The organism is Micrococcus sp. iso_229 (assembly GCF_058072725.1).
The window spans coordinates 1,015,595-1,036,406 of the sequence record NZ_CM176514.1 but is presented as its reverse complement, the minus strand read 5'-3'; the positions used below and the strand labels follow the sequence as shown (position 1 = coordinate 1,036,406).

18 protein-coding genes and 1 tRNA gene are annotated in these 20,812 nt (G+C 72.8%); 2 read left to right on the top strand and 17 right to left on the bottom strand.

Annotation, left to right across the window (positions count from 1 at the left end):
* Positions 1 to 34 precede the first annotated feature (34 nt).
* From AC3RKA_RS04855 to AC3RKA_RS04810, 10 genes are all read right to left on the bottom strand, one after another.
* Positions 35 to 1,471, bottom strand: coding sequence for an FAD-dependent oxidoreductase (locus AC3RKA_RS04855; protein WP_489727584.1), 1,437 nt, complete (start codon positions 1,469 to 1,471; stop codon positions 35 to 37).
* Complete coding sequence (gene cobA / locus AC3RKA_RS04850) at positions 1,468 to 2,736, bottom strand: uroporphyrinogen-III C-methyltransferase (RefSeq protein WP_489727583.1); 1,269 nt, start codon at positions 2,734 to 2,736, stop codon at positions 1,468 to 1,470. Before cobA ends, AC3RKA_RS04855 begins: the two co-directional genes overlap by 4 nt.
* Complete coding sequence (locus AC3RKA_RS04845) at positions 2,733 to 3,656, bottom strand: ABC transporter permease (protein ID WP_336264851.1); 924 nt, start codon at positions 3,654 to 3,656, stop codon at positions 2,733 to 2,735. The genes cobA and AC3RKA_RS04845 overlap by 4 nt, the downstream gene beginning before the upstream one ends.
* Complete coding sequence (locus AC3RKA_RS04840) at positions 3,646 to 4,371, bottom strand: ABC transporter ATP-binding protein (RefSeq protein WP_010078844.1); 726 nt, start codon at positions 4,369 to 4,371, stop codon at positions 3,646 to 3,648. Before AC3RKA_RS04840 ends, AC3RKA_RS04845 begins: the two co-directional genes overlap by 11 nt.
* A gap of 31 nt (positions 4,372 to 4,402) precedes the next feature.
* Positions 4,403 to 5,743, bottom strand: a complete 1,341-nt coding sequence (locus AC3RKA_RS04835) for a sulfate adenylyltransferase subunit 1 (RefSeq protein WP_049160397.1) — start codon at positions 5,741 to 5,743, stop codon at positions 4,403 to 4,405.
* Positions 5,743 to 6,678, bottom strand: a complete 936-nt coding sequence (gene cysD / locus AC3RKA_RS04830) for a sulfate adenylyltransferase subunit CysD (RefSeq protein ID WP_002855962.1) — start codon at positions 6,676 to 6,678, stop codon at positions 5,743 to 5,745. The genes AC3RKA_RS04835 and cysD overlap by 1 nt, the downstream gene beginning before the upstream one ends.
* Positions 6,679 to 6,710: 32 nt before the next feature.
* Positions 6,711 to 7,436 carry a phosphoadenylyl-sulfate reductase gene (locus AC3RKA_RS04825; protein WP_049146121.1) on the bottom strand — a complete coding sequence of 242 codons (726 nt, stop codon included), beginning with the start codon at positions 7,434 to 7,436 and terminating at the stop codon, positions 6,711 to 6,713.
* On the bottom strand, positions 7,433 to 9,148 hold the full coding sequence (locus AC3RKA_RS04820; RefSeq protein ID WP_489727582.1) for a nitrite/sulfite reductase: 1,716 nt from the start codon (positions 9,146 to 9,148) through the stop codon (positions 7,433 to 7,435). Before AC3RKA_RS04820 ends, AC3RKA_RS04825 begins: the two co-directional genes overlap by 4 nt.
* A 116-nt stretch (positions 9,149 to 9,264) precedes the next feature.
* Positions 9,265 to 10,014, bottom strand: coding sequence for a sirohydrochlorin chelatase (locus AC3RKA_RS04815; protein ID WP_489727581.1), 750 nt, complete (start codon positions 10,012 to 10,014; stop codon positions 9,265 to 9,267).
* Between the two features lie 43 nt (positions 10,015 to 10,057).
* Positions 10,058 to 10,852, bottom strand: a complete 795-nt coding sequence (locus AC3RKA_RS04810) for an SDR family oxidoreductase (protein WP_489727580.1) — start codon at positions 10,850 to 10,852, stop codon at positions 10,058 to 10,060.
* Positions 10,853 to 10,991: 139 nt separating this feature from the next.
* Here AC3RKA_RS04810 and valS point away from each other — a divergent pair, with 139 nt between their 5' ends.
* Both valS and AC3RKA_RS04800 read left to right on the top strand, forming a co-directional pair.
* The gene (valS, locus tag AC3RKA_RS04805; RefSeq protein ID WP_406905514.1) at positions 10,992 to 13,676 is read left to right on the top strand and encodes a valine--tRNA ligase; all 2,685 of its coding nucleotides are present in this window, start codon (positions 10,992 to 10,994) and stop codon (positions 13,674 to 13,676) included.
* Positions 13,677 to 14,040: 364 nt separating this feature from the next.
* Positions 14,041 to 14,376, top strand: a complete 336-nt coding sequence (locus AC3RKA_RS04800) for a DoxX family protein (protein WP_036316984.1) — start codon at positions 14,041 to 14,043, stop codon at positions 14,374 to 14,376.
* Positions 14,377 to 14,459: 83 nt separating this feature from the next.
* Here AC3RKA_RS04800 and AC3RKA_RS04795 read toward each other — a convergent pair whose 3' ends face one another.
* The 7 genes from AC3RKA_RS04795 to AC3RKA_RS04765 form a co-directional block, all read right to left on the bottom strand.
* A complete protein-coding gene (locus AC3RKA_RS04795) occupies positions 14,460 to 15,077 on the bottom strand; it encodes a mycothiol-dependent nitroreductase Rv2466c family protein (RefSeq protein WP_036316880.1) in 618 nt (205 codons plus the stop codon).
* Positions 15,078 to 15,139: 62 nt separating this feature from the next.
* Entirely contained in the window at positions 15,140 to 16,438 is a 1,299-nt protein-coding gene (clpX, locus tag AC3RKA_RS04790) for an ATP-dependent Clp protease ATP-binding subunit ClpX (RefSeq protein WP_012750840.1), read from the bottom strand.
* 167 nt (positions 16,439 to 16,605) lie between these two features.
* Positions 16,606 to 17,271 carry an ATP-dependent Clp protease proteolytic subunit gene (locus tag AC3RKA_RS04785; protein WP_041104792.1) on the bottom strand — a complete coding sequence of 222 codons (666 nt, stop codon included), beginning with the start codon at positions 17,269 to 17,271 and terminating at the stop codon, positions 16,606 to 16,608.
* 41 nt (positions 17,272 to 17,312) lie between these two features.
* A complete protein-coding gene (locus tag AC3RKA_RS04780; RefSeq protein WP_169577765.1) occupies positions 17,313 to 17,927 on the bottom strand; it encodes a ClpP family protease in 615 nt (204 codons plus the stop codon).
* A gap of 267 nt (positions 17,928 to 18,194) precedes the next feature.
* Positions 18,195 to 19,649, bottom strand: a complete 1,455-nt coding sequence (tig, locus tag AC3RKA_RS04775) for a trigger factor (RefSeq protein ID WP_036316981.1) — start codon at positions 19,647 to 19,649, stop codon at positions 18,195 to 18,197.
* A 42-nt stretch (positions 19,650 to 19,691) separates the two neighbouring features.
* Positions 19,692 to 19,765, bottom strand: a tRNA-Pro gene (locus AC3RKA_RS04770).
* Positions 19,766 to 19,848: 83 nt separating this feature from the next.
* On the bottom strand, positions 19,849 to 20,742 hold the full coding sequence (locus AC3RKA_RS04765; protein WP_036316872.1) for an SDR family oxidoreductase: 894 nt from the start codon (positions 20,740 to 20,742) through the stop codon (positions 19,849 to 19,851).
* Positions 20,743 to 20,812 lie beyond the last annotated feature (70 nt).

Genomic DNA, 20,812 nt, shown 5'->3' with positions numbered 1-20,812 from the left:
GCGCCGCGGCCGCGAATCCACCCGACGGGAGGGCTCAGCCTCCGGCGCCGAGGAGGACGCTCTCCCGGGAGATGCGGGTCATCTCCTCCCGGTCCACGACCTTCACCCGCTCCCGCGCCACCGGCCCGGCCTCCGTGGCCTGCGCACCCAAGGACTTCTCATGCTCATCCAGAGCATGCCAACCAGCCCACGTCGTGTACGGCACCTCACGGGACTCGAGCAGCTCGATCACCGACTCCTCCGACGGCTCCTGAGCCCTCCACAGCCCCGGCTCGTCCTCGATCAGATGCGTGATCGTCTCCAACGAGTCACCCTTGGTGTGACCGATCAACCCCACCGGGCCCCGCTTGATCCACCCCGAGGCATACAGCCCCGGCACCGGGGCACCATCCGCATCCAGCACCCGGCCCTGCGCGTTCGGGATCACCCCACGCACCTCATCGAACTCCACCCCCTCCACCGGAGACCCGAAATACCCCACCGCCCGGTAGACCGCCTGCACCGGATAGTCCACGGTCTCCTGGCTCGGGCGGACCCCACCGGAACCGTCCAGCTCCATCCGACGCATCCGCAGACCGTCCACCCGGCCGTCCCCGTCCTCGTCCAGGAACTCCTCCGGAGCCTGCAGGAAATGCAGATGCAGCCGACGCGAGGCGCTCTGCTGACGGTCCTCCTGCTCCATCAGCCAGTTCGTCAACGTGCCCACCATGGTGCGGACCTGGTTGTTCTCCTCGATCGCCTGCTCCGAGGCCTCATCGAAGTCGAAGTCCTCCTCGTACAGCACGATGTCCACATCCCGGGAATGCGCCAGCTCCCGCAGCTCCAACGGAGTGAACTTCACCTGCGCCGGCCCGCGGCGGCCGAACACGTGCACATCCGTGACCGGGGAGGCGGCCAGGTCCCGGTACACGTTGTCCGGGATCTCCGTGGGCAGCAGATCCTCGGCATGCTTGGACAGGATCCGGGCCACATCCAGGGCCACGTTCCCGTTGCCGATCACCGCGACCTGGGTGGCGTCCAGCGGCCAGTGCCGCGGCACGTCCGGGTGCCCGTCGTACCAGGCGGCGAAGTCCGCGCCCCCGAACGAGCCGGCCAGCTCCACGCCGGGCACGTCCAGGGCCGCGTCGCGGACGGCCCCGGTGGAGAACACGATCGCGTCGTAATGCCGACGCAGATCCGCCAGGCTCAGGTCCGTGCCGTAGTCCACGTTGCCCAGGAAACGGATGTCGCCCCGGTCCATGACCTTGTGCAGGGCGTTCACGATGCCCTTGATGCGCGGGTGGTCCGGGGCCACCCCGTAACGGATCAGACCGAACGGGGCCGGGTACCGGTCGAACAGGTCGATGCTGACGCGGAAGTCCCGCTCCTCCTTGGTCAGGATGTCCGCCGTGTACACCCCGGCGGGTCCGGCACCGATGATGGCGATGCGCAACGGGCGGTCAGGCCTCGAGGACGAGGGGGTCAGGGTCATGCTCGTGCTCCTTCGGAGGTCGGGTTCAGGGTCAAGATCGGGGCAGGGGCGGCGGCCGCAGGCGCGCCGGTGGCGTAGGGGCTCAGGCGCACGACGTCGCCCACGACGATCACGGCGGGGTTCTCCACACCGACGGCGGCCGCCTGCGCGGCGATGGTCTCCACCGTGCCCACGGTGACCCGCTGGTCCGGCATCCAGCCGCGCTCGATGATCGCCACGGGCGTCGCACCGTCGAGGCCGCGCTCCGTCAGTCGGCGCGCGGTGTCCGCGAGCCGGCGCACGCCCATCAGCAGGACGAGCGTGTGGTCGGCCCGGGTGGGCACTTCGGACAGCTCTTCGTGGCCGGTCACCAGCGTGAAACCGGTGGCGACGCCGCGATGCGTGACCGGGATCCCCGCGGCGGCGGGCACCGAGACGGCGCTCGTGACACCGGGCACCACCTCGACGTCGACGCCGTGAGCGCGGCAGTGCGCTGCCTCCTCGCCGCCGCGGCCGAGCACGTACGGGTCGCCGCCCTTGAGCCGGACGACGAGGCGGCCGGCCCGGGCCTCCCGGACCAGGACGGCGTTGATCTCGTCCTGCGTGGCCAGGTGGTTCCCGGGGGCCTTGCCGACCTCGATCACGGGCACCGCCGGGTCCAGCTCGGCCAGGAGGGCGCGCGGGCCCAGCCGGTCGGCGACCACCACGTCGGCCTCCGCGAGCAGCTGCCGGCCGCGCACGGTGATGAGCCCGGAGTCGCCGGGGCCGCCGCCGACGAGGGCCACGCGACCGGGCTCGGCGGACGCGCGCCGCCGCCGCAGCGGCAGCCGCCCCGTGGACAGGGCGAGGGTGATCGCGTCCTTCAGGGCGCGGGCGCGGCGAGGGTCTCCCCCGGCGTTGACGGCCACGGTCACGTCCCCGGACCGGACGACGGCGGGCGTCCAGGCGGCGGAGGACTCGGCGTCGGAGGCGTCGACACACCAGACGCGGCGGGCCTCGGCGTCGGCGGCCACGGCCCCGTCCACGGCCCGGTCGCCGGTGGCGGTCTGGGCGAACCAGACCCCGTCGAGGTCGGACGGGCGGTAGGGGCGGCGGTGCAGGGTGAGCAGGCCGGCCGCCGCGAGCCGCTCCACCTCCTCCCCCGGCTTCGGGGCCACCACGGTGACGAGCGCGCCGGCGTCGAGGAGGGCGCCCACGCGGCGGCCGGCCACGCGCCCGCCGCCCACGATCAGGACGGGACGGCCGAGCAGACGCAGGGAGGTGGGGTACAGATCGGACGCGGTCATCGCGTGCTCCCTTCCAGCAGCCCGCGGCGGCGCAGCATGCGCCGCTCGACGGGGCCGAATGCGGTCAGTTCGACGAGGACGCCGACGGCCAGGATGGTCAGGACGGCGCAGAGGACGACGGCGAGGTCGGACGCGGCACGTCCCTCGTGGAGCAGGGTCCCGAGTCCCACGCCCATGGGCCCGCCGACGGCGATGATCTCGGCGGCCATGAGGCCTCGCCACGCGAAGGCCCAGCCCTGGCGCAGGCCGGAGACGAAGGCGGGCAGGGCGGCCGGGAGGACCACCAGCAGGGCGGTCTCGAGGCGCGAGGCGCCCAGCACGCGGGCCGCGCGACGCAGCTGCGGCGGCACCTGGTCCGTGCCGGTGGTGAGGCCGGCGACCACGGCGGGGACGGCGCCGGTGAGCATCACGAAGTACGCGGTGGCGTCGCTGAGGCCGAACCACAGCACCGCGAGCGGCACCCAGGCCACGTTGGGCAGCACCATCAGGGCCGTGAGCAGCGGGCCGAACGCCCGCCGCAGGACGCCGACCTGTCCGAGCACCAGGCCCAGCCCGACGCCGACGACCACGGCGAGTGCGAAGCCGACGACGGCGCGGCCCACCGACGTCGACACTGCCTGCTGGACGAGGCCCTGGGCCCACAGCGTCCCGAAGGCCCCGAGGACGTCGCCGGGACCGGTGATCGGCTCGCCGCGCGCACCGGCCAGCCACGCGAAGGCCTGCCAGATCGCCACGAGCAGGACGACGGCGGCCACCGGGAGCAGGACCCGGCTCCAGTCCCACCCGGCCAGACCCGTCCGACGGGTCGAGTCGACGGCCTGGAGCGCGTCGAGGCCGCTGTCGAGCTCGCGCAGCTCGTCGTCGGTGGCGGCCCCCGGCGCGCGGCCGGGGGCGTCGAGGGTGGGGGTGTCAGTGCGCATGGCGACGGATCTCCTGACCGAGTCGGGCGGTGATGGCGGCCGTGAGGGCGGCCGCGGCGGGCGCGTCGTGGCGGGCGGCTGCGGGCACGTCCCATTCGGCGACGACGCGACCCGGACGTGAGGACAGCAGCAGCACCCGCTGGCCGAGGCGGACGGCCTCGGCCACGTTGTGGGTGACGAACACGACCGTCCGGCCGGTCTGACGCCACACGCGCTCGAGCTCCCCATGCAGCAGGTCGCGGGTGATCGCGTCCAGGGCCGCGAACGGCTCGTCCATGAGCAGCAGGGGGCGGTCCTGGGCGAGGGCCCGGGCCAGGGCGACGCGCTGGCGCATGCCGCCGGAGAGCTGGTGGGGTCGCAGGTCGGCGGCGTCGTCCAGGTGGACGAGGCGCAGCAGCTCCCCGGCACGCTCCCGACGCTCCCCCGCGGCCACACCGGCGAAGCGGAGGGCGAGCTCGATGTTGCCGCGGGCGGTGAGCCACGGGAAGAGGGCGGCGTCCTGGAACATGAACGCGGCCCCCTCCCGGGGGGTCTTGACGACGCCCGCGGTGGGCGCCTCGAGCCGGGCGATGATGTTCAGCAGGGTGGACTTGCCGCATCCGGACGCGCCGAGCAGGCAGACGAACTCGCCCGGCTCGATCCGCACGGAGACGTCCTCCAGCACGGGCGTGGGCCCGCCGAAGCTCTTGCCCACGTCCTCCATCACCACTGTCATGACCGCTCCCGTCGCGCCGTCGTCATCCGTCTCAGGCCTCGTCGCCGCCGCGCACCATGCCGGCGGCGAGCGTGGCCCCGTCGTGGGGGTCGATCACGAGGAACGCCCCGGTGCGCCGATGCACGGCGTAGGGCTCCACGGGCAGCGGTGCGGCCAGGTGCAGGCGCACCTGTCCGATGTCGTTGAGCCCGAGGGTCTCGGCCGGGTCGAGCCGCAGGGTGTCGAGGTCGAGTCGGCCGGCCACCTCCTGGACGAGCGCCCGGACGACGGCGGTGCCGTGCTTGACGAGGACCTGCTGCCCGACGCGCAGCGGCGCGGCGGAGAGCCAGCACAGCGCGGCGGCCACCTCCGCGGTGGGGCGCGGGGCGGTGTCCGCGGCGGCGATCGTGTCCCCGCGGGCCACGTCCACCTCGTCGGCCAGACGCAGGACGATCGACTGCGGGGCGGAGGCCTCCTCGAGGGATTCCCCGGCGGCGTCGACGCCCACCACGGTGGTGGTGCGCGCCGGCTGCCCCGGGGTGAGGACGGCGACGGCGTCCCCGGGGCGGACGGTGCCCGCCACGACCTGCCCGGCGTAGCCGCGGTAGTCGCGGAAGACCTCGGGGTCGAGGCCGGGGGCCAGGGCGCCCTGGGGGCGCACCACGAGCTGCACCGGGAAGCGGAAGGAGGCCGCGGCGTCGTCCTCGGCGTCCGCCCCGGGCAGGGACTCGAGCAGCTCCATGAGCGTGGGGCCGGCGTACCAGTCCGTCCGCGCGGAGCGGGTGACCACGTTGTCGCCCTGGAGGGCGGACACCGGGACGCTCACCGCGTCGGAGAGGCCGAGCTCCCGGGCCACGCGCCGGACGTCCTCGGCGATCGCGGTGAAGACCTCCTCGGAGTAGTCCACGAGATCGATCTTGTTGACGGCGACGATCACGTGCGGCACCCGCAGCAGGGCCACCACGCTGAGGTGGCGCCGGGTCTGCTCCACCACGCCCTTGCGGGCGTCCACGAGCAGCACGACGGCGTCGGCCGTCGAGGCGCCCGTGACGGTGTTGCGGGTGTACTGCACGTGCCCGGGGCAGTCGGCCAGCACGAAGGTGCGCCGGTCCGTGGCGAAGTACCGGTACGCGACGTCGATCGTGATCCCCTGCTCCCGCTCGGCGCGCAGGCCGTCGGTCAGCAGCGCCAGGTCCAGCCCGCCCTCGGCGCCGCCGAAGCCGCGCTCAGCGGAGGTGCGGGCCACGGCCTCGAGCTGGTCGGCCAGGACGGCCTTGGAGTCGTGCAGGAGGCGGCCCACGAGGGTGGACTTGCCGTCGTCGACCGAGCCGGCCGTGGCCAGGCGGAACAGGGTCCCGGCGGGGGCGTGCCGGTCCAGCAGTGCGGTGCTCATCAGAAGTACCCGTCCTTCTTGCGATCTTCCATCGCCGCCTCGGAGATGCGGTCGTCGGCGCGGGTGGCCCCGCGTTCGGTCAGGGTGGAGGCGGCGACCTCGAGCACCACGTCCTCGACGGTGGCGGCCTCCGAGAGGACGGCGCCGGTGCAGGACATGTCGCCCACCGTGCGGTAGCGCACCGTCCGCGTGGTGACCTCCTCGCCCTCGGCCGGGCGGGAGTGCTCCCCCACGGCGCGCCACATGCCGTCGCGGCGGAAGACCTCCCGCTCGTGCGCGTAGTAGATGGAGGGCAGCTCGATGCCCTCGCGGGCGATGTACCGCCACACGTCCAACTCGGTCCAGTTGCTGATGGGGAACGCGCGGACGTGCTGGCCGGGGGTGTGACGGCCGTTGTAGAGGTTCCACAGCTCGGGGCGCTGGTTGCGCGGGTCCCACTGGCCGAACGCGTCGCGCAGGCTGATGATCCGCTCCTTGGCCCGCGCCTTGTCCTCGTCACGGCGACCTCCCCCGAAGACGGCGTCGAACCGGTTGGTCCGGATCGTGTCCAGCAGGGGGGTGGTCTGCAGGGTGTTGCGGGTGCCGTCGGCGCGCTCACGCAGCTCGCCGCGGTCGATGTATTCCTGCACGGAGCCCACCACGAGCCGCAGGCCGAGCCGCTCCACCGTGCGGTCGCGGAACTCGAGGACCTCGGGGAAGTTGTGGCCGGTGTCCACGTGGACCACCGGGAAGGGGATCCTCCCCGGCCAGAAGGCCTTCGCGGCCAGGTGGAGCATCACCACGGAGTCCTTGCCGCCCGAGAAGAGCATGGCGGGGCGCTCGAACTCGGCCACCACCTCGCGGATGATGTGGATCGCCTCGGCCTCCAGGGCGTCCTGGACGTCGGGCCCGGCGGGGCTCACGGTCCCCGGGTCGGGGGCATGGGTGAGGGTCATCGTGTCTCCTTGGTCTGTCTCGGGTGCGGCGCTCAGACGTGGATGCCGCACTCGGTCTTCGCGGTCCCGGCCCAGCGCCCGGCACGGGGGTCCTCCCCGGGGGCGACGGGGCGGGTGCAGGGGCGGCAGCCGATCGAGGGGTAGCCGTTCTGCAGGAGCAGGTTCACGGGCACGTCGTGGTCCGTGGCGTAGCCGACCAGGTCGTCGAAGCTCCACGGGGCGACGGGGTTGACCTTGACCATGCCGTGGGCCTCGTCCCAGCCCACCAGCGGGGTGTTCGTGCGCGTCGGCGCCTCGTCCCGGCGGACGCCGGTGAACCACAGGTCGTATCCGGCCAGCGCCCGGTTGAGGGGCTCGACCTTGCGCATCGCGCAGCACAGCCCCGGGTCACGGGCGAACAGGTCCTTGCCGTGGCGCTCGTCCTGCTCGGCCACGGTCAGCTCCGGGAGCACGTCCACCACGGTGACGTCGAGGCGGCGGGCCACCTCGTCGCGCGTCGCGAGGGTCTCGGTGAAGTGGTAGCCGGTCTCCAGGAAGAGGACGTCCACGCCGGGCATCCGCTGCGCCACCAGGTGCGGCAGGACGGCGTCGGCCATGGAGCAGGCCACGGCGGCCCGACGGAGGTCCACGTGGCGGGCGGCCCAGTCGACCACCGCCTCGGCGGGGGCGTCCCAGCCGAGCTCGGCGGCGCCGGACTCCGCGAGCGCCTGCAGGCGCTCGAGGTCCTCGGTCGGACGGGTGGGGGGAACGGTGCTCATCGGAGGGCCTCCTCGTCGACTCGGTGCGCCCACCGGGCGAAGGTCTCACCCGGCTCACGCTGCTCGTCGTACCGGCGGACGACGCCCTCGACGTAGTCGACCAGGCCGTCCGCGCGGACCTTCAGGCCGCGGACGCTGCGTCCGAGGCCGGCCTCGGCGCGGTCCACGGAGGCCAGCCCGCCGCCCAGGTGGACCTGGAAGCCGGGCGTCTGGCCGCCGTCGTCGTCCGGGAGCAGCTGGCCCTTCAGACCGATGTCCGCGGTCTGGATGCGGGCGCAGGAGTTGGGGCAGCCGTTCACATGCAGGCTCAGCCGCTCGGGGAGGCGGTCGGCGAGGTCGGCCAGGCGCTCCTCGAGCTGGGCGATCGCGGCGGTGGCGGTGTCCTTCGTGTCCACGATGGCGAGCTTGCAGAACTCCAGGCCCGTGCAGGCGATGGTGGAGCGGCGGAACACCGACGGCTCCGGGTCCAGCCCCAGCTCCTTCAAGCCGGCCACGACGGCGTCCACCCGGTCCCGCTCCACGTCCAGCACCACGATCTTCTGGTGGGGGGTGGTGCGCAGCCGCGTGGAGCCGTGGGCCTCGAGCAGGTCCGCGAGGGCGGTGAGGGTGGTGCCGCTGGAGCGGCCGACGACGGGGGCGGCGCCGATGTAGAAGCGGCCGTCCTTCTGCTCGTGGACCCCCACGTGGTCGCCGGGGCGCGTGGGCGGGGCCGGGGCGGGCCCGTCGGGCAGGGCGTAACCGAGGTACTCCTCCTCCAGCACGGTGCGGAACCTCTCCGGCCCCCAGTCCTCGAGCAGGTACTTCATGCGGGCCTTGTTGCGCAGGCGTCGGTAGCCGTAGTCACGGAAGATGCTCACGACGGCGTGCCACACCTCGGGGGCGCGCTCGGCCGAGACGAAGGCGCCGATCCGGTCGGCCAGGCGGGCCTTCGTGGACAGGCCGCCGCCGACCCACAGGTCGTAGCCGGGGCCCAGCTCGGGGTGCACCACGCCGATCAGGGAGACGTCGTTGATCTCGTGGACCACGTCCTGGGAGGGGTGACCGGTGATGGCGGTCTTGAACTTGCGGGGCAGGTTGGAGATCTCGAGGTCGCCGATCCAGCGGTCCGCGATCTCCCGGATCACGGGCGTGGGGTCGATGATCTCGTCCGCGGCGATCCCGGCCACCGGTGAGCCGAGGATCACGCGCGGCACGTCGCCGCAGGCCTCGGTGGTGGACAGGCCCACGGACTCCAGGCGCCGCCAGATCTCGGGGACGTCCTCGACGCGGATCCAGTGCAGCTGGACGTTCTGCCGGTCGGTGATGTCCGCGGTGTCACGGCCGAAGTCGGTGGAGATCCCGCCGATCACGCGCAGCTGCTCGGTGGTGAGGTCGCCGCCGTCGATGCGCACGCGCAGCATGAAGTAGCGGTCCTCGAGTTCGTGGGGCTCCAGGGTGGCGGTCTTGCCGCCGTCGATCCCCTGCCGGCGCTGGGTGTACAGGCCCCACCAGCGGAAGCGGCCGTGCAGGTCGTCCGAGGGGATCGAGTCGAAGCCCTCGTGGGCGTAGACCTGCTCGATGCGCTCGCGGACGTTCAGGCCGTCGTCCTGCTGCTTGAACTCCTCGTTGTGGTTCAGAGGGGTGGTCCCGTCCACCTTCCACTGGCCGTGCGGCTTGGCGGAGGGACGGCGCGGGGTGCGCGCCGGCCTCGACGTCTCGTTCACCTGGGTCATGGCCGCCACGCTAGGAACCCGGCAGGCCGGCCCCAAGATCGTCGACGCGGTTCGTCACGTTCCCGGGGCCGGGCCGCGGCCGGGGCCCGGCCCGGCCCGGCCGTGTGACGAGCGGCTCAGCGGCCTCCGGCGGCTCCCCTCGGGGCCTCGGCGAGGGCGGACCGCAGCCGGTCCAGGGCGATCCGCGCCACCAGCGGATGCGGCAGCAGGGGGTCGGTGACCGCGTCCGCGCCGCTCTCGCCGAGTCGGTCGTGGAAGTACCCGGGGGCCAGCAGGTGGGCGGCCACCACGGCGCGACGGCCTGCGGCGCGCACCCGGGAGACGGCGTCGGGCACACGGGGGGTGGCCGCCGCCCCGAACGCCGCGGTCACGGGCAGTCCCGTGGCCCGGGCCAGGGCCCCGGCCAGGGCGTGCACCTGGGCCTGGCCGTCCGCGGCGCGGGTGCCGGCCGCCGCCAGGATGATGTCCGATGTCGCGGCCTCACCGGCCGGCACCGCCCGGGCCACCCGCTCGGCCAGAACGGTCACCAGGCGCGGCTCGACGTCGTCCCCGGCCCCGGCCAGCGGTGCGGCGGCGATCGTGTCGGGCCGGGCGGCCGCGGCGTGGTGGATGTCGTGGTGGACGTGATGGCCCAGGGACAGCAGCAGCGGCACGATCACGGCCGGCTCCCCCGGGGGCAGGGCCGCCACGACCTCGTCGAGGGAGGGGCTCTGCACGTCCACGTAGGCCTCGTGGACCCGGGCGCCCGGCCCCTCGGCGTCCAGGAGGGCCGCCAGGTCGGCACGGAGGCCGTCGATCACCACGCGGCCGGCCGCGTCGTGCGTACCGTGGGCGCAGGCGATCACGTGCAGCACGGGCGCGCTCATGCCGAGCCCACCGCGTCGGCCCACACGTTCTGCGGCCCGCCGCTCACCGGCGGATCACCTTGTGCTGGGCGGCCTGGGCGACCGGCCGCATCACGATCTGATCCAGGTTCACGTGGTGGTGCAGCTCGACGGCATGGACGCACACCTCGGCGACGTCCTCGGCGGTGAGCGGCTTCTCCACGCCCGCATACATGGCGTCCGCGGCGGACTGGTCGCCGCCCAGGCGGTTGCGGGAGAACTCCTCGGTGTGGACCATGCCCGGGAGCACCTCGATCACCCGCACGTTGTGCTCGGCCTCCTCCAGGCGCAGCGCGCCGGTGAGCCCGTGCTGGCCCATCTTCGCCGCGTTGTAGCCGGCGCCGCCCTCGTAGGCGGTGACGGCGGCGGTCGAGGTCAGGTTGAGCACGGTGCCCTCGCCGTGGGCGCGGAGCATGGGCAGGAACGCCTGGCACATCGTCAGGGTGCCGAGCACGTTGACGCGGTACATCCACTCCCAGTCGGCGCGGTCGCCCACGCCCACCGCGTCCGTGCCGAGCGCGCCGCCGGCGATGTTGACGAGGGTGTCAGCGCCGCCGTCGGCCTCGACGCGCGAGGCCAGCGCGGCGACGGCGGCCTCGTCCGTGACGTCCAGGGCGGCGGGGACGACGTCGCCGCTCACGCCCTCGGCCCGGGCGTCGGCAGCGAGGGTCTCGAGGCGCTCGGCCCGGCGGCCGACGGCGTACACGCGCCAGCCGCGGCGGGCGAGCTCGAGGGCCGTGGCGCGGCCGATGCCGCTCGTGGCCCCCGTCACGACGGCGGCGCGGGCGGGGTTCTTCGCAGGTTCATGGGTGTGGCTCACGCCTCCGACCGTAGCCGAGCCGTGCCGTTCGGAGCACCGCCCGGATCACCTCCGCCAGGCCGACCGACTGGAAGGGCGGGATGTCCCGGGCGTCGTCGCGGGCCCAGCCCGCCGCCCCGGTCATGGGAGGATGGCGGGCATGGCTGAGAACACGCAGGGCACAGACACGCCCATCGACGCATCGACCCCGTCCACCCCCGCCGCCGGCGCCGTGGCCGTGCCGGACAAGCCGGCCCTCGAGGGCCTCGAGGAGAAGCTGACCGCCCGCTGGGCCGACGAGCGCACGTACGCGTTCGACACGCAGACCACCCGCGAGCAGGTCTACTCGATCGACACGCCCCCGCCGACCGCCTCCGGCTCGCTCCACGTGGGCCACGTCTTCTCCTACACGCAGACCGACGTGCTCGCCCGGTACCAGCGCATGAACGGCAAGAACGTGTTCTACCCGATGGGCTGGGACGACAACGGCCTGCCCACCGAGCGCCGTGTGCAGAACTACTACGGCGTCCGCTGCGACCCCGCCAAGCCGTACGTGGAGGGCTACCGCCCGCCGGAGAAGCCGGCGAAGAACCAGCGCGACTGGGACGTGATCTCCCGCAAGAACTTCATCGAGCTCTGCGAGGAGCTCGCCGTCGAGGACGAGAAGGTCTTCGAGGACCTCTTCACCCGTCTCGGCCTGTCCGTCGACTGGGACATGACCTACCGGACCATCGACGACGTCTCCCGCGCCGTCTCCCAGCGCGCCTTCCTGACCGGCATCGCCTCGGGTGACGCCTACCTGGCCGAGGCCCCCACCATGTGGGACGTGACCTTCCGCACCGCCGTGGCCCAGGCCGAGCTCGAGGACCGCGAGGTCCCCGGCGCCTACCACCGCTACGCCTTCACCGCTGCGGACGGCGAGCAGGTCTTCATCGAGACCACCCGCCCCGAGCTGCTGGCCTCCTGCTCCGGCCTGGTCGCCCACCCGGACGACGAGCGCTACCAGCACCTGTTCGGCACGACCGTCACCTCCCCGCTGTACGGCGTGGAGGTCGAGGTCTTCCCGCACCCGCTGGCCAAGCCGGACAAGGGCTCCGGCATCGCCATGGTCTGCACCTTCGGCGACCTCAACGACGTCACCTGGTGGCGCGAACTGCAGCTGCCGACCCGCACCCTGATCGGCCGTGACGGCCGCTTCGCCGCCGACACCCCCGAGTGGATCACCACGGACGCCGGCCGACAGGCCTATGCGGACACCGTGGCCGGCAAGACCGTGTTCTCCGCCAAGCAGGGTGTGGTGGACGCCCTCACCGCGGCCGGCCTGCTGGACGGAGAGCCGAAGAAGATCATGCACGCCGTGAACTTCTACGAGAAGGGCGACAAGCCGCTCGAGGTCGTCACCTCCCGCCAGTGGTACATCCGCAACGGCGGCCGCGACGCCGACCGCCGCGCGGAGCTGATCGAGCGCGGCCGCGAGCTCTCCTGGCACCCGGAGCACATGCGCCACCGCTACGAGAACTGGGTCGAGGGCCTCAACGGTGACTGGCTCGTCTCCCGCCAGCGCTTCTTCGGGGTGCCGATCCCGGTCTGGTACCCGCTGGACGCGGAGGGTGAGCCCGACTATGAGAACCCGATCCTCCCGGCCGACGAGCAGCTCCCCGTGGACCCGGCCGCCGAGGCCGCCCCGGGCTACTCCGAGGACCAGCGCGACGTCCCCGGCGGCTTCACCGGCGACCCGGACGTCCTGGACACCTGGGCCACCTCCTCGCTGACCCCGCAGATCGTGGGCCGCTGGTCCCGTGACGAGGCGTTCTTCAACAACGTCTTCCCGTTCGATCTGCGCCCGCAGGGCCACGACATCATCCGCACCTGGCTGTTCTCCACCGTGGTGCGCGCCCACGCCCTCAACGGCTCCGTGCCGTGGACGGACACCGCGCTCTCCGGCTGGATCCTCGACCCGGACCGCAAGAAGATGTCCAAGTCCAAGGGCAACGTGGTGGTCCCGACCGACATCCTGGACCAGTTCGGCTCGGACGCCGTCCGCTACTGGGCCGCCTCGGCCCGCCTCGGCGCGGACACCGCCTACGAGGTGGCGCAGATGAAGATCGGCCGCCGCCTGGCCATCAAGCTGCTCAACGCCGCCAAGTTCGTGCTGAACCTGGGCGCCACGCAGGACGCCGTCATCCGCACGGCCGACGACGCCGCGGCCGTCACCAACCCGCTGGACGCCTCCCTGCTGGCGCGCCTCGCGGCCACCGTGGAGCAGGCGACCCGCGCGTTCGAGGCCTACGACTACGCACGCGCCCTCAACGTGACCGAGCAGTTCTTCTGGGCCTTCACGGACGACTACGTGGAGCTCGTGAAGGACCGCGCCTACGGCGGCCACGGCGAGGCCGAGCAGGCCTCTGTGGTGACCACGCTGGCCACCACCCTGGACGCCCTGCTGCGCCTGCTGGCCCCGTTCCAGCCGTTCGCCACCGAGGAGGTGTGGAGCTGGTGGCGCGCCGGCTCCGTGCACACCGCCGCGTGGCCGGGCGCCGCGGACGAGGTGGCGGCCCTGTCCTTCGCCGCCTCCGCCGGTGACGCCGAGGTCCTGCCCACCGTGGCGCAGGTCCTGGGCGGCGTCCGCAAGGCGAAGTCCGAGGCCAAGGTGAAGCAGCGGACCGAGGTTCGCTCCGCCGTGGTGACCGGGCCGGCCGACTGGCTCGAGAAGCTGCGCGGCGGCCTGGCGGACCTCAAGGCGGCCGGCAACATCGCGGACCTGTCCCTCACGCAGGGCGAGGCCGGCGAGTCCGCGCCCCTGACCGTCTCCGACGTGCAGCTCGCACCGGCCGAGGACGACTGATCCCCGCCGCGCGCTCCCGGAAGGTGTCTCCGGGGCGCACGCGGCACGACGACGGCCCCGTCGCCCATCACGGGCGGCGGGGCCGTCGTCGCGCCCGTGCTGCGAACCCGAGTCTGCCCGTCAGCGTGGGATGTTCGTGGCCGGGATCCGGTAGGGCACAGCGCACGTCGGACAGTCCGCCGCCGGATCGGAGTTCGTCGGGAGGCGGCGGCCCTCCCGGGGGTGTCGTGGTGCACCTCCCGGTCGTGCTCCTGCCGCATGTCGCAGTGCGGTCACCGCGGCAGGGGTGGACACTGAGAGGATGAGACCGACACCCGATCCCGCCCCGGCCGGCCGCCGCGCCTGCGACTCCTCCGCCCGGCGGATGTCCGCCGCCCTCGCCGCCATGGGCGTGCTCCACTTCGTCCGACCTGAGCCCTTCGACGGGCTGATCCCGCCGTTCCTGCCCGGCTCGGCCCGCGCGTGGACCCACGGCTCCGGCGTGGCCGAGCTGGCCGTGGCGGGTCTGCTGGCCGTCCCGCGCACCCGGCGCGCGGGCGGACGCGCCGCGCAGGCGCTCTTCCTCGGCGTGTGGCCCGGCAATGCGTGGATGGCCTGGCGGTGGCGACGCCGGCCCTGGCCGGCGCAACTGGTCTCCCTCGGGCGGCTGCCCCTGCAGGTCCCCCTGATCCGCGCGGCCGGCAGAGTGGCGCGCAGCTGACCCCCGCCGCCCCGCACCCCGACGACGCCGGCCCCACACCTTCGCGCTGAAGGTGTGGGGCCGGTCTCGTGCGAGCCGGGGGCTCAGTCGAACTGCGGATCCGTGGTGCGGGCCCGCTTGATCTCGTAGAAGTACGGGAAGTCGGCCAGGGCGACGGCGCCGTCGAAGATGCGGCCCGCCTCCTCGCCGCGCGGGATGCGGGTCATCACGGGACCGAAGAAGGCGGTGCCGTTGAACGCCACGACGGGCGTGCCGACGTCGTTGCCCACGAGGTCCTCCGCCTCCTTCTGGCTGGCGCGCAGCTGCTCGTCGGCCACGTCGGTGCGGGCGGCGTCCAGGATGTCCGCATCGTGGCCGAGCTCCTCGAGGGCCTCGGCCACCACGGCCTCGTAGTCCGTGCGGCCCTGCTCGTGGATGCGGGTGCCGACCGCGGTGTACCACGGGCCGAGCGCCTCGGCACCGTGCCGCTCGCGCACCTGCACGGCGGCGCGGGCCGGCAGCCAGGCCTTCTCGAGGCGGGCCAGGTAGTCGGGGTCCAGGTCGCGGCCCTCGTTCAGGACGGCGAGCGACATGATCTTGAAGACCACCCGCACGTCGCGCACCTTCTGGACCTCCAGGATCCACCGGGAGGTGATCCAGGCGAACGGGCACGTGGCGTCGAAGTAGAAGTCGACGGTGGGCTGCTGCGTGGTGTCGGTCATGCTGTGCTCCTTGCGGTCAGGGAGCCGTCTCGGCTCCGGTCGGTCCTGCTGGGCGACGGCGGTCAGGCGCTCCGGCCGCGTCGACGTCGTTCCACCTCGGCCGGGATGAGCGTGGGCTCGGCCTCGCCGCGCACCACGTCCCCGGAGATGACGACCGTGCCCACATCCGAACGGGAGGGCAGCTCGAACATCACGGGCTTGAGGACGTTCTCCATGATGGAGCGCAGGCCGCGGGCGCCGGTGCCGCGGGCCTCGGCCTGGGCGACGACGGCGTCCAGGGCGTCCTGCTCGAACTCGAGCTCCACGCCGTCCATGAGGAACATCTTCTGGTACTGCTTGAGCAGGGCGTTCTTCGGTTCGGTCAGCACCCGCACGAGCTGTTCGTGCGTGAGGTCCTCGACGGTGGTGATCACGGGCAGGCGGCCGATGAACTCGGGGATGAGGCCGAACTTCAGCAGGTCCTCCGGCCGCACGTCCGCGTAGGTGACGTCCCCCGCGCCCAGGTGGTTCAGGGGCGCGCCGAACCCGATGCCCTTGCGGCCGGCGCGGGAACCGATGATCTCGTCCAGGCCCGCGAACGCGCCCGCCACGATGAACAGCACGTTGGACGTGTCGATCTGCAGGAACTCCTGGTGGGGGTGCTTGCGCCCGCCCTGCGGCGGCACCGACGCCACCGTGCCCTCGAGGATCTTCAGCAGGGCCTGCTGCACGCCCTCGCCGGAGACGTCCCGGGTGATGGAGGGGTTCTCGGACTTCCGCGAGATCTTGTCGATCTCGTCGATGTAGATGATGCCCTGTTCGGCCTTCTTCACGTCGTAGTCCGCGGCCTGGATGAGCTTGAGGAGGATGTTCTCCACGTCCTCGCCCACATAGCCGGCCTCGGTGAGGCTGGTGGCGTCCGCGACCGCGAACGGGACGTTGAGCCGTCGGGCGAGGGTCTGCGCGAGATACGTCTTGCCGGAGCCGGTGGGGCCGACCATGAGGATGTTCGACTTGCCGACCTCGACGTCCGCCAGGTCGTCCCGCTCGGTGAGGCGGTCGGCCAGGTCACCGCCCCGCGCCTGCGGCCCGCGCACGCGCTTGTAGTGGTTGTACACGGCGACGGCGAGGGAACGCTTGGCCGCCTCCTGGCCGATCACGAAGCTCTCGAGGTGGTCGAAGATCTCCTGCGGGGTGGGCAGGACGGTCTCGTCCGCCTCCGCCGCCTCGCCGAGCTCCTCCTCGATGATCTCGTTGCACAGCTCGATGCACTCGTCGCAGATGTAGACACCCGGGCCGGCGATGAGCTTGCGCACCTGCTTCTGGCTCTTCCCGCAGAACGAGCATTTCAGCAGGTCAGCGCTCTCTCCGATACGCGCCATGGTGGTACTCCTCGAAGGCCGGGCGGAGACGTCCGCCCCGCGCGGGCGTCGTCGCTGTCAGATTCCGTCCAGCATACGGCCGTGGACGGACACGTTAAGGGACCGGGTCCCCGGTCGGCGCCGAGGGGCCCGGCCGCGCGGCCGGACCCCTCGGCGGGCGTCGTCGGTCAGGCAGACGGGCGGGTGATCTTGCGGGAGGCGAGGACCTCGTCCACGAGGCCGTACTCGAGGGCCTGCTCGGCCGAGAGGAACTTGTCCCGGTCGATGTCCTGCGAGACCTCCTCGGGCGTGCGGTTGGTGAGGGAGGCCAGCGTCTCCTCCATCCACACGCGCATCCGGTTGATCTCCTGGGCGTGGATCTGCAGGTCCGTGGCGGTGCCGCGGTCGCCCTGCATCGCCGGCTGGTGGATCAGCACGCGCGCGTTGGGCAGCGCCAGACGCTTGCCGGGGGCGCCCGCGGCCAGCAGCACGGCCGCGGCGGAGGCGGCCTGGCCCAGGCACACGGTCTGCACCTCGGGGCGGATGAACTGCATGGTGTCGTAGATCGCCGTCATGGCCGTGAACGAGCCGCCCGGCGAGTTGATGTACAGGGTGATGTCACGTTCGGAGTCCATCGCCTCGAGCACGAGCAGCTGGGCCATCACGTCGTCGGCCGACGCGTCGTCCACCTGCGCGCCGAGGAAGACGATGCGGTCCTCGAAGAGCTTGGCGTAGGGGTCCTGACGCTTGAAGCCGTAGGGGGTGCGCTCCTCGAACTGCGGGAGGATGTAGCGCGCGTCCGGCGTGGGCAGGGAGGGCATCCCGGTGGGGAGCCCGGCGGGGAACTGGGTCATTCTTGGTCTCCTGGAGAGGGTCGGGACGGTCCGGGCCGGGCTCAGCCCCGGACGCCGCCGCCGCCGGTCACGGACGCGGCACGGTCGGCGATGTGGTCGATGAAGCCGTACTCGAGGGCCTCCTGCGCGGTGAACCACTTGTCACGCGCGTTGTCCTCGAGGATGGTCTCCACGGACTGGCCGGTCTGCTCGGCGGTCAGCTCCGCCATCACCTGCTTCATGTGCAGGATCAGCTGGGCCTGGATGCGGATGTCCGACTCGGTGCCGCCGATGCCGCCGGAGGGCTGGTGCATCAGCACGCGGGCGTGGGGGGTGGCGTAGCGCTTGCCCTTGGTGCCGGAGGCGAGCAGGAACTGGCCCATGGACGCGGCGAGGCCGGTGGCCACCGTCACGACGTCGTTGGGGATGTACTGCATCGTGTCGTAGATCGCCATGCCCGCGGTGACGGAGCCGCCCGGGGAGTTGATGTACAGGTAGATGTCCTTCTCCGGGTCCTCGGCCGAGAGCAGGAGCAGCTGGGAGCAGATCGCGTTGGCGTTGTCGTCACGGACGTCCTCGCCCAGCCAGACGATGCGCGACTTCAGCAGCTGGGTGTAGAGGAAATCCTCGCGCTGCGCCGGGTCCACCGAACGCATGCTGGGGGTGATGTCGGTCATCACTTCCGCCTTCCTGTCGAGATGTCCACGGGCCTCCCGAACGGCGGCCGCTCGCGCGGACGGACGGGTCCCTGATCGAGTCCGACACTAGCCGGGCGTCCGGGCCAGCGCGCGGGACGCCGTCGGCGTTTCGCTGTTGGCGCAGGTTGTCGCGGACCCCGCCCGGGGCCGCCCACCGGGGCCCCGGGACGACGACGGCGCCCCCACCGGCGTGGGCGGGGGCGCCGTCGTCGTGGCTCGGCGGGGGTGCGTCCCCACCGGCCGGGATCAGGCCTGCTCGGCCGCCTCGGCGTCGTCGGCCTGCTCGGCCGGGGCCTTCTTGGCCGTCGACTTCTTCTTGGCCGGGGCCTTCTCGGCGGGCTTCTCCTCCGCCTCGTCGGCGCCCTCGGCCTCGGCGCCCTCGGCCTCAGCGTCGAGGGCCTCCTGGCCGCCCGGGGTCACGAACGCCGTCAGGTCCACGGCCTTGCCGTCGGTGTCGGTGACCTCGGCGTACTCGAGGACCTTGGCCAGGGCCTTGCGGCGGCGGACCTCGCCCATGATCATCGGGATCTGCCCGCCCTGGTCGAGCATCATGGCGAACTGGTTCGGGTCCATGCCGTACTCGGAGGAGGTGGCGATGATGTACTCGATCAGCTCACCCTGGTCGACCGTGACCTCCTCGGCCTCGGCGACCTCGTCCAGGATGACCTCGTTGGCGAACGCCTCGCGGGTGTTCTGCTCGAGCTCGGCACGGTGCTCGGCGGTGTCGTGGTCGTCGCCCGCGGTGTGGCCGCCGGCGGAGAAGTGCTGCTCGACCTGCTCGGCGATGACGCCGTCCGGCACCGGGACCTCGACGAGCTTGGCCAGCTCCTCGAGGACCTTGTCGCGGGCCTCGACGCCCTGGCGGTTCACGGCCTCCTCGGCGGCCTGCTTCTTCAGGTCCTCCTTGAGCTCGGCGATGGTGTCGAACTCGGAGGCCAGCTGGGCGAACTCGTCGTCGGCCTCGGGCAGCTCGCGCTCCTTGACGGCCGTCAGCTCCAGCTTGACCACGGCGGTCTCGCCGTCGTGCTCGCCGCCGTTGAGCGTGGTCTCGAAGGTGGCGTCCTCGCCGGCGGACAGGCCGTCGAGGGCCTCGTCGATGCCCTCGAGCATGGTGCCGGCGCCCACCTGGTAGGACAGGCCCTCGGCCTGGTCGACCTGCTCGCCGTCGACCGTGGCGGTCAGGTTCATCGTGACGAAGTCGTCCTGGGCGGCCGGGCGGTCCACATCCTTGAGGGAGCCGAAGCGCGAGCGCAGGGCGTCGAGGGCCTTCTGCTCGTCCTCCTCGGTGGCCTGGGCGGGCTCCACCGTCACCTTGAGGCCCTTGTAGTCGGGCAGCTCGATGGTCGGGCGCACGTCGAACTCGGCGGTGAAGGCCACCGGGCCCTCGGCGTTCTCCGCGTCCGGGGTGGCGGTCACGTCGACCTCGGGGCGGGAGATCGGCGTGACCTCGGCCTCGGCGATGGCGGCGGAGAACCAGGTGTTCAGGCCCTCGTTGACGGCCTGGTCCACGACGATCTCGCGGCCGAAGCGCTGCTCGATCAGGCGCGCCGGGATCTTGCCCTTGCGGAAGCCCGGAATCTGGACCTGGTTGGCGATGTCCTTGAACGCCTTGTCCAGGGCGGGCTTCACCTCCTCGAACGGCACCTCGACGGTCAGCTTGACGCGGGTCGGGCTGAGGTTCTCTGCGGTGGACTTGACCACGGATGACTCCTGTTGGTGGTGGTGGATGGTCTTGACGTCGAGTCGGGGTGACAGGATTTGAACCTGCGGCCTCACGCTCCCAAAGCGCGCGCTCTACCAAGCTGAGCTACACCCCGCCGTCGTCCCCGACGCCGGCGGGCTCACGCGGTGGAGGCTCGCCGGACACCCGAGGGACTGCCCGAGGGCAGACTGTGGAATCCTAGCGCGCCGTCTCGCGCCCCGCGAAAAGCCGCGACCGCCGGCCCGTGAAGCCGTCCATCGTGGCGTTGACCCCGAGGACGTCCATCGCGCGGTCGAAGACGGGCGCCGGCAGGGCGCGCAGGGGCGCGATCAGACCGACGGCGCGCGGCAGCAGCAGGCGGGTGCGGCCGGCCTCGACGGCGTCCAGCACCTCCTGCGCCACGTGGCGCGGATCCAGCACGGGCAGCAGCCAGGGCACCCGGCTGCGCACGCCCGCGAACATCCCGGTGTCGATGTAGAAGGGGCAGACGGCGAGGGAGGTGACGCGGCTGCCGTCCTTGCGCAGCTCCGCGGCGAGGGACTCGGCGAAGCCGACCGCGGCGTGCTTGGTGGCGGAATAGTCCGTCTGGCGCGCGACGCCGACCAACCCCGCGGCCGAGGCCACCGTGACCACGGCCCCGCGGTCCCGGGCCCGCATTCCGGGCAGGACCGCCCGGGTCAGCCAGTACGGCGCGAGTGCGTTCACCTCGAAGGTGCGGCGGATGCCCTCCTCCGTGGCGTCCTCGAGGCGCACGCCCGTCACGACGCCCGCGTTGTTCACGGCGACGTCCACCTCTCCGGCGCGGGCGGCGGCGGCCTCGACGGCGGCCGCGTCCGTCACGTCCACGCGCTCGGCCTGGGCGTCCGCGCCCTGAGACCGGATCTCGGCGGCGACGGCCTCAGCCCCCTGCAGGTCGAGGTCCCAGACGACGACGCGGCCCGCGCCGCGGCGGGCGGCCCCCAGGGCGATCAGTCGACCGATGCCGGACGCGCCGCCCGTCACGAGGACGGTGGCGCCGCGCAGGGACAGGGGACGACGGCCGGCGAGGGCGGACGCGGCCCTGCGGAGGGCGGGACGGGAGCCGTGCATCATGCCTCTTCCCCCACGGCCGACGCGGGCCCGCCGTGATACGGTGTCAGCCGCTGGTCCGCGCCGAGCGCGG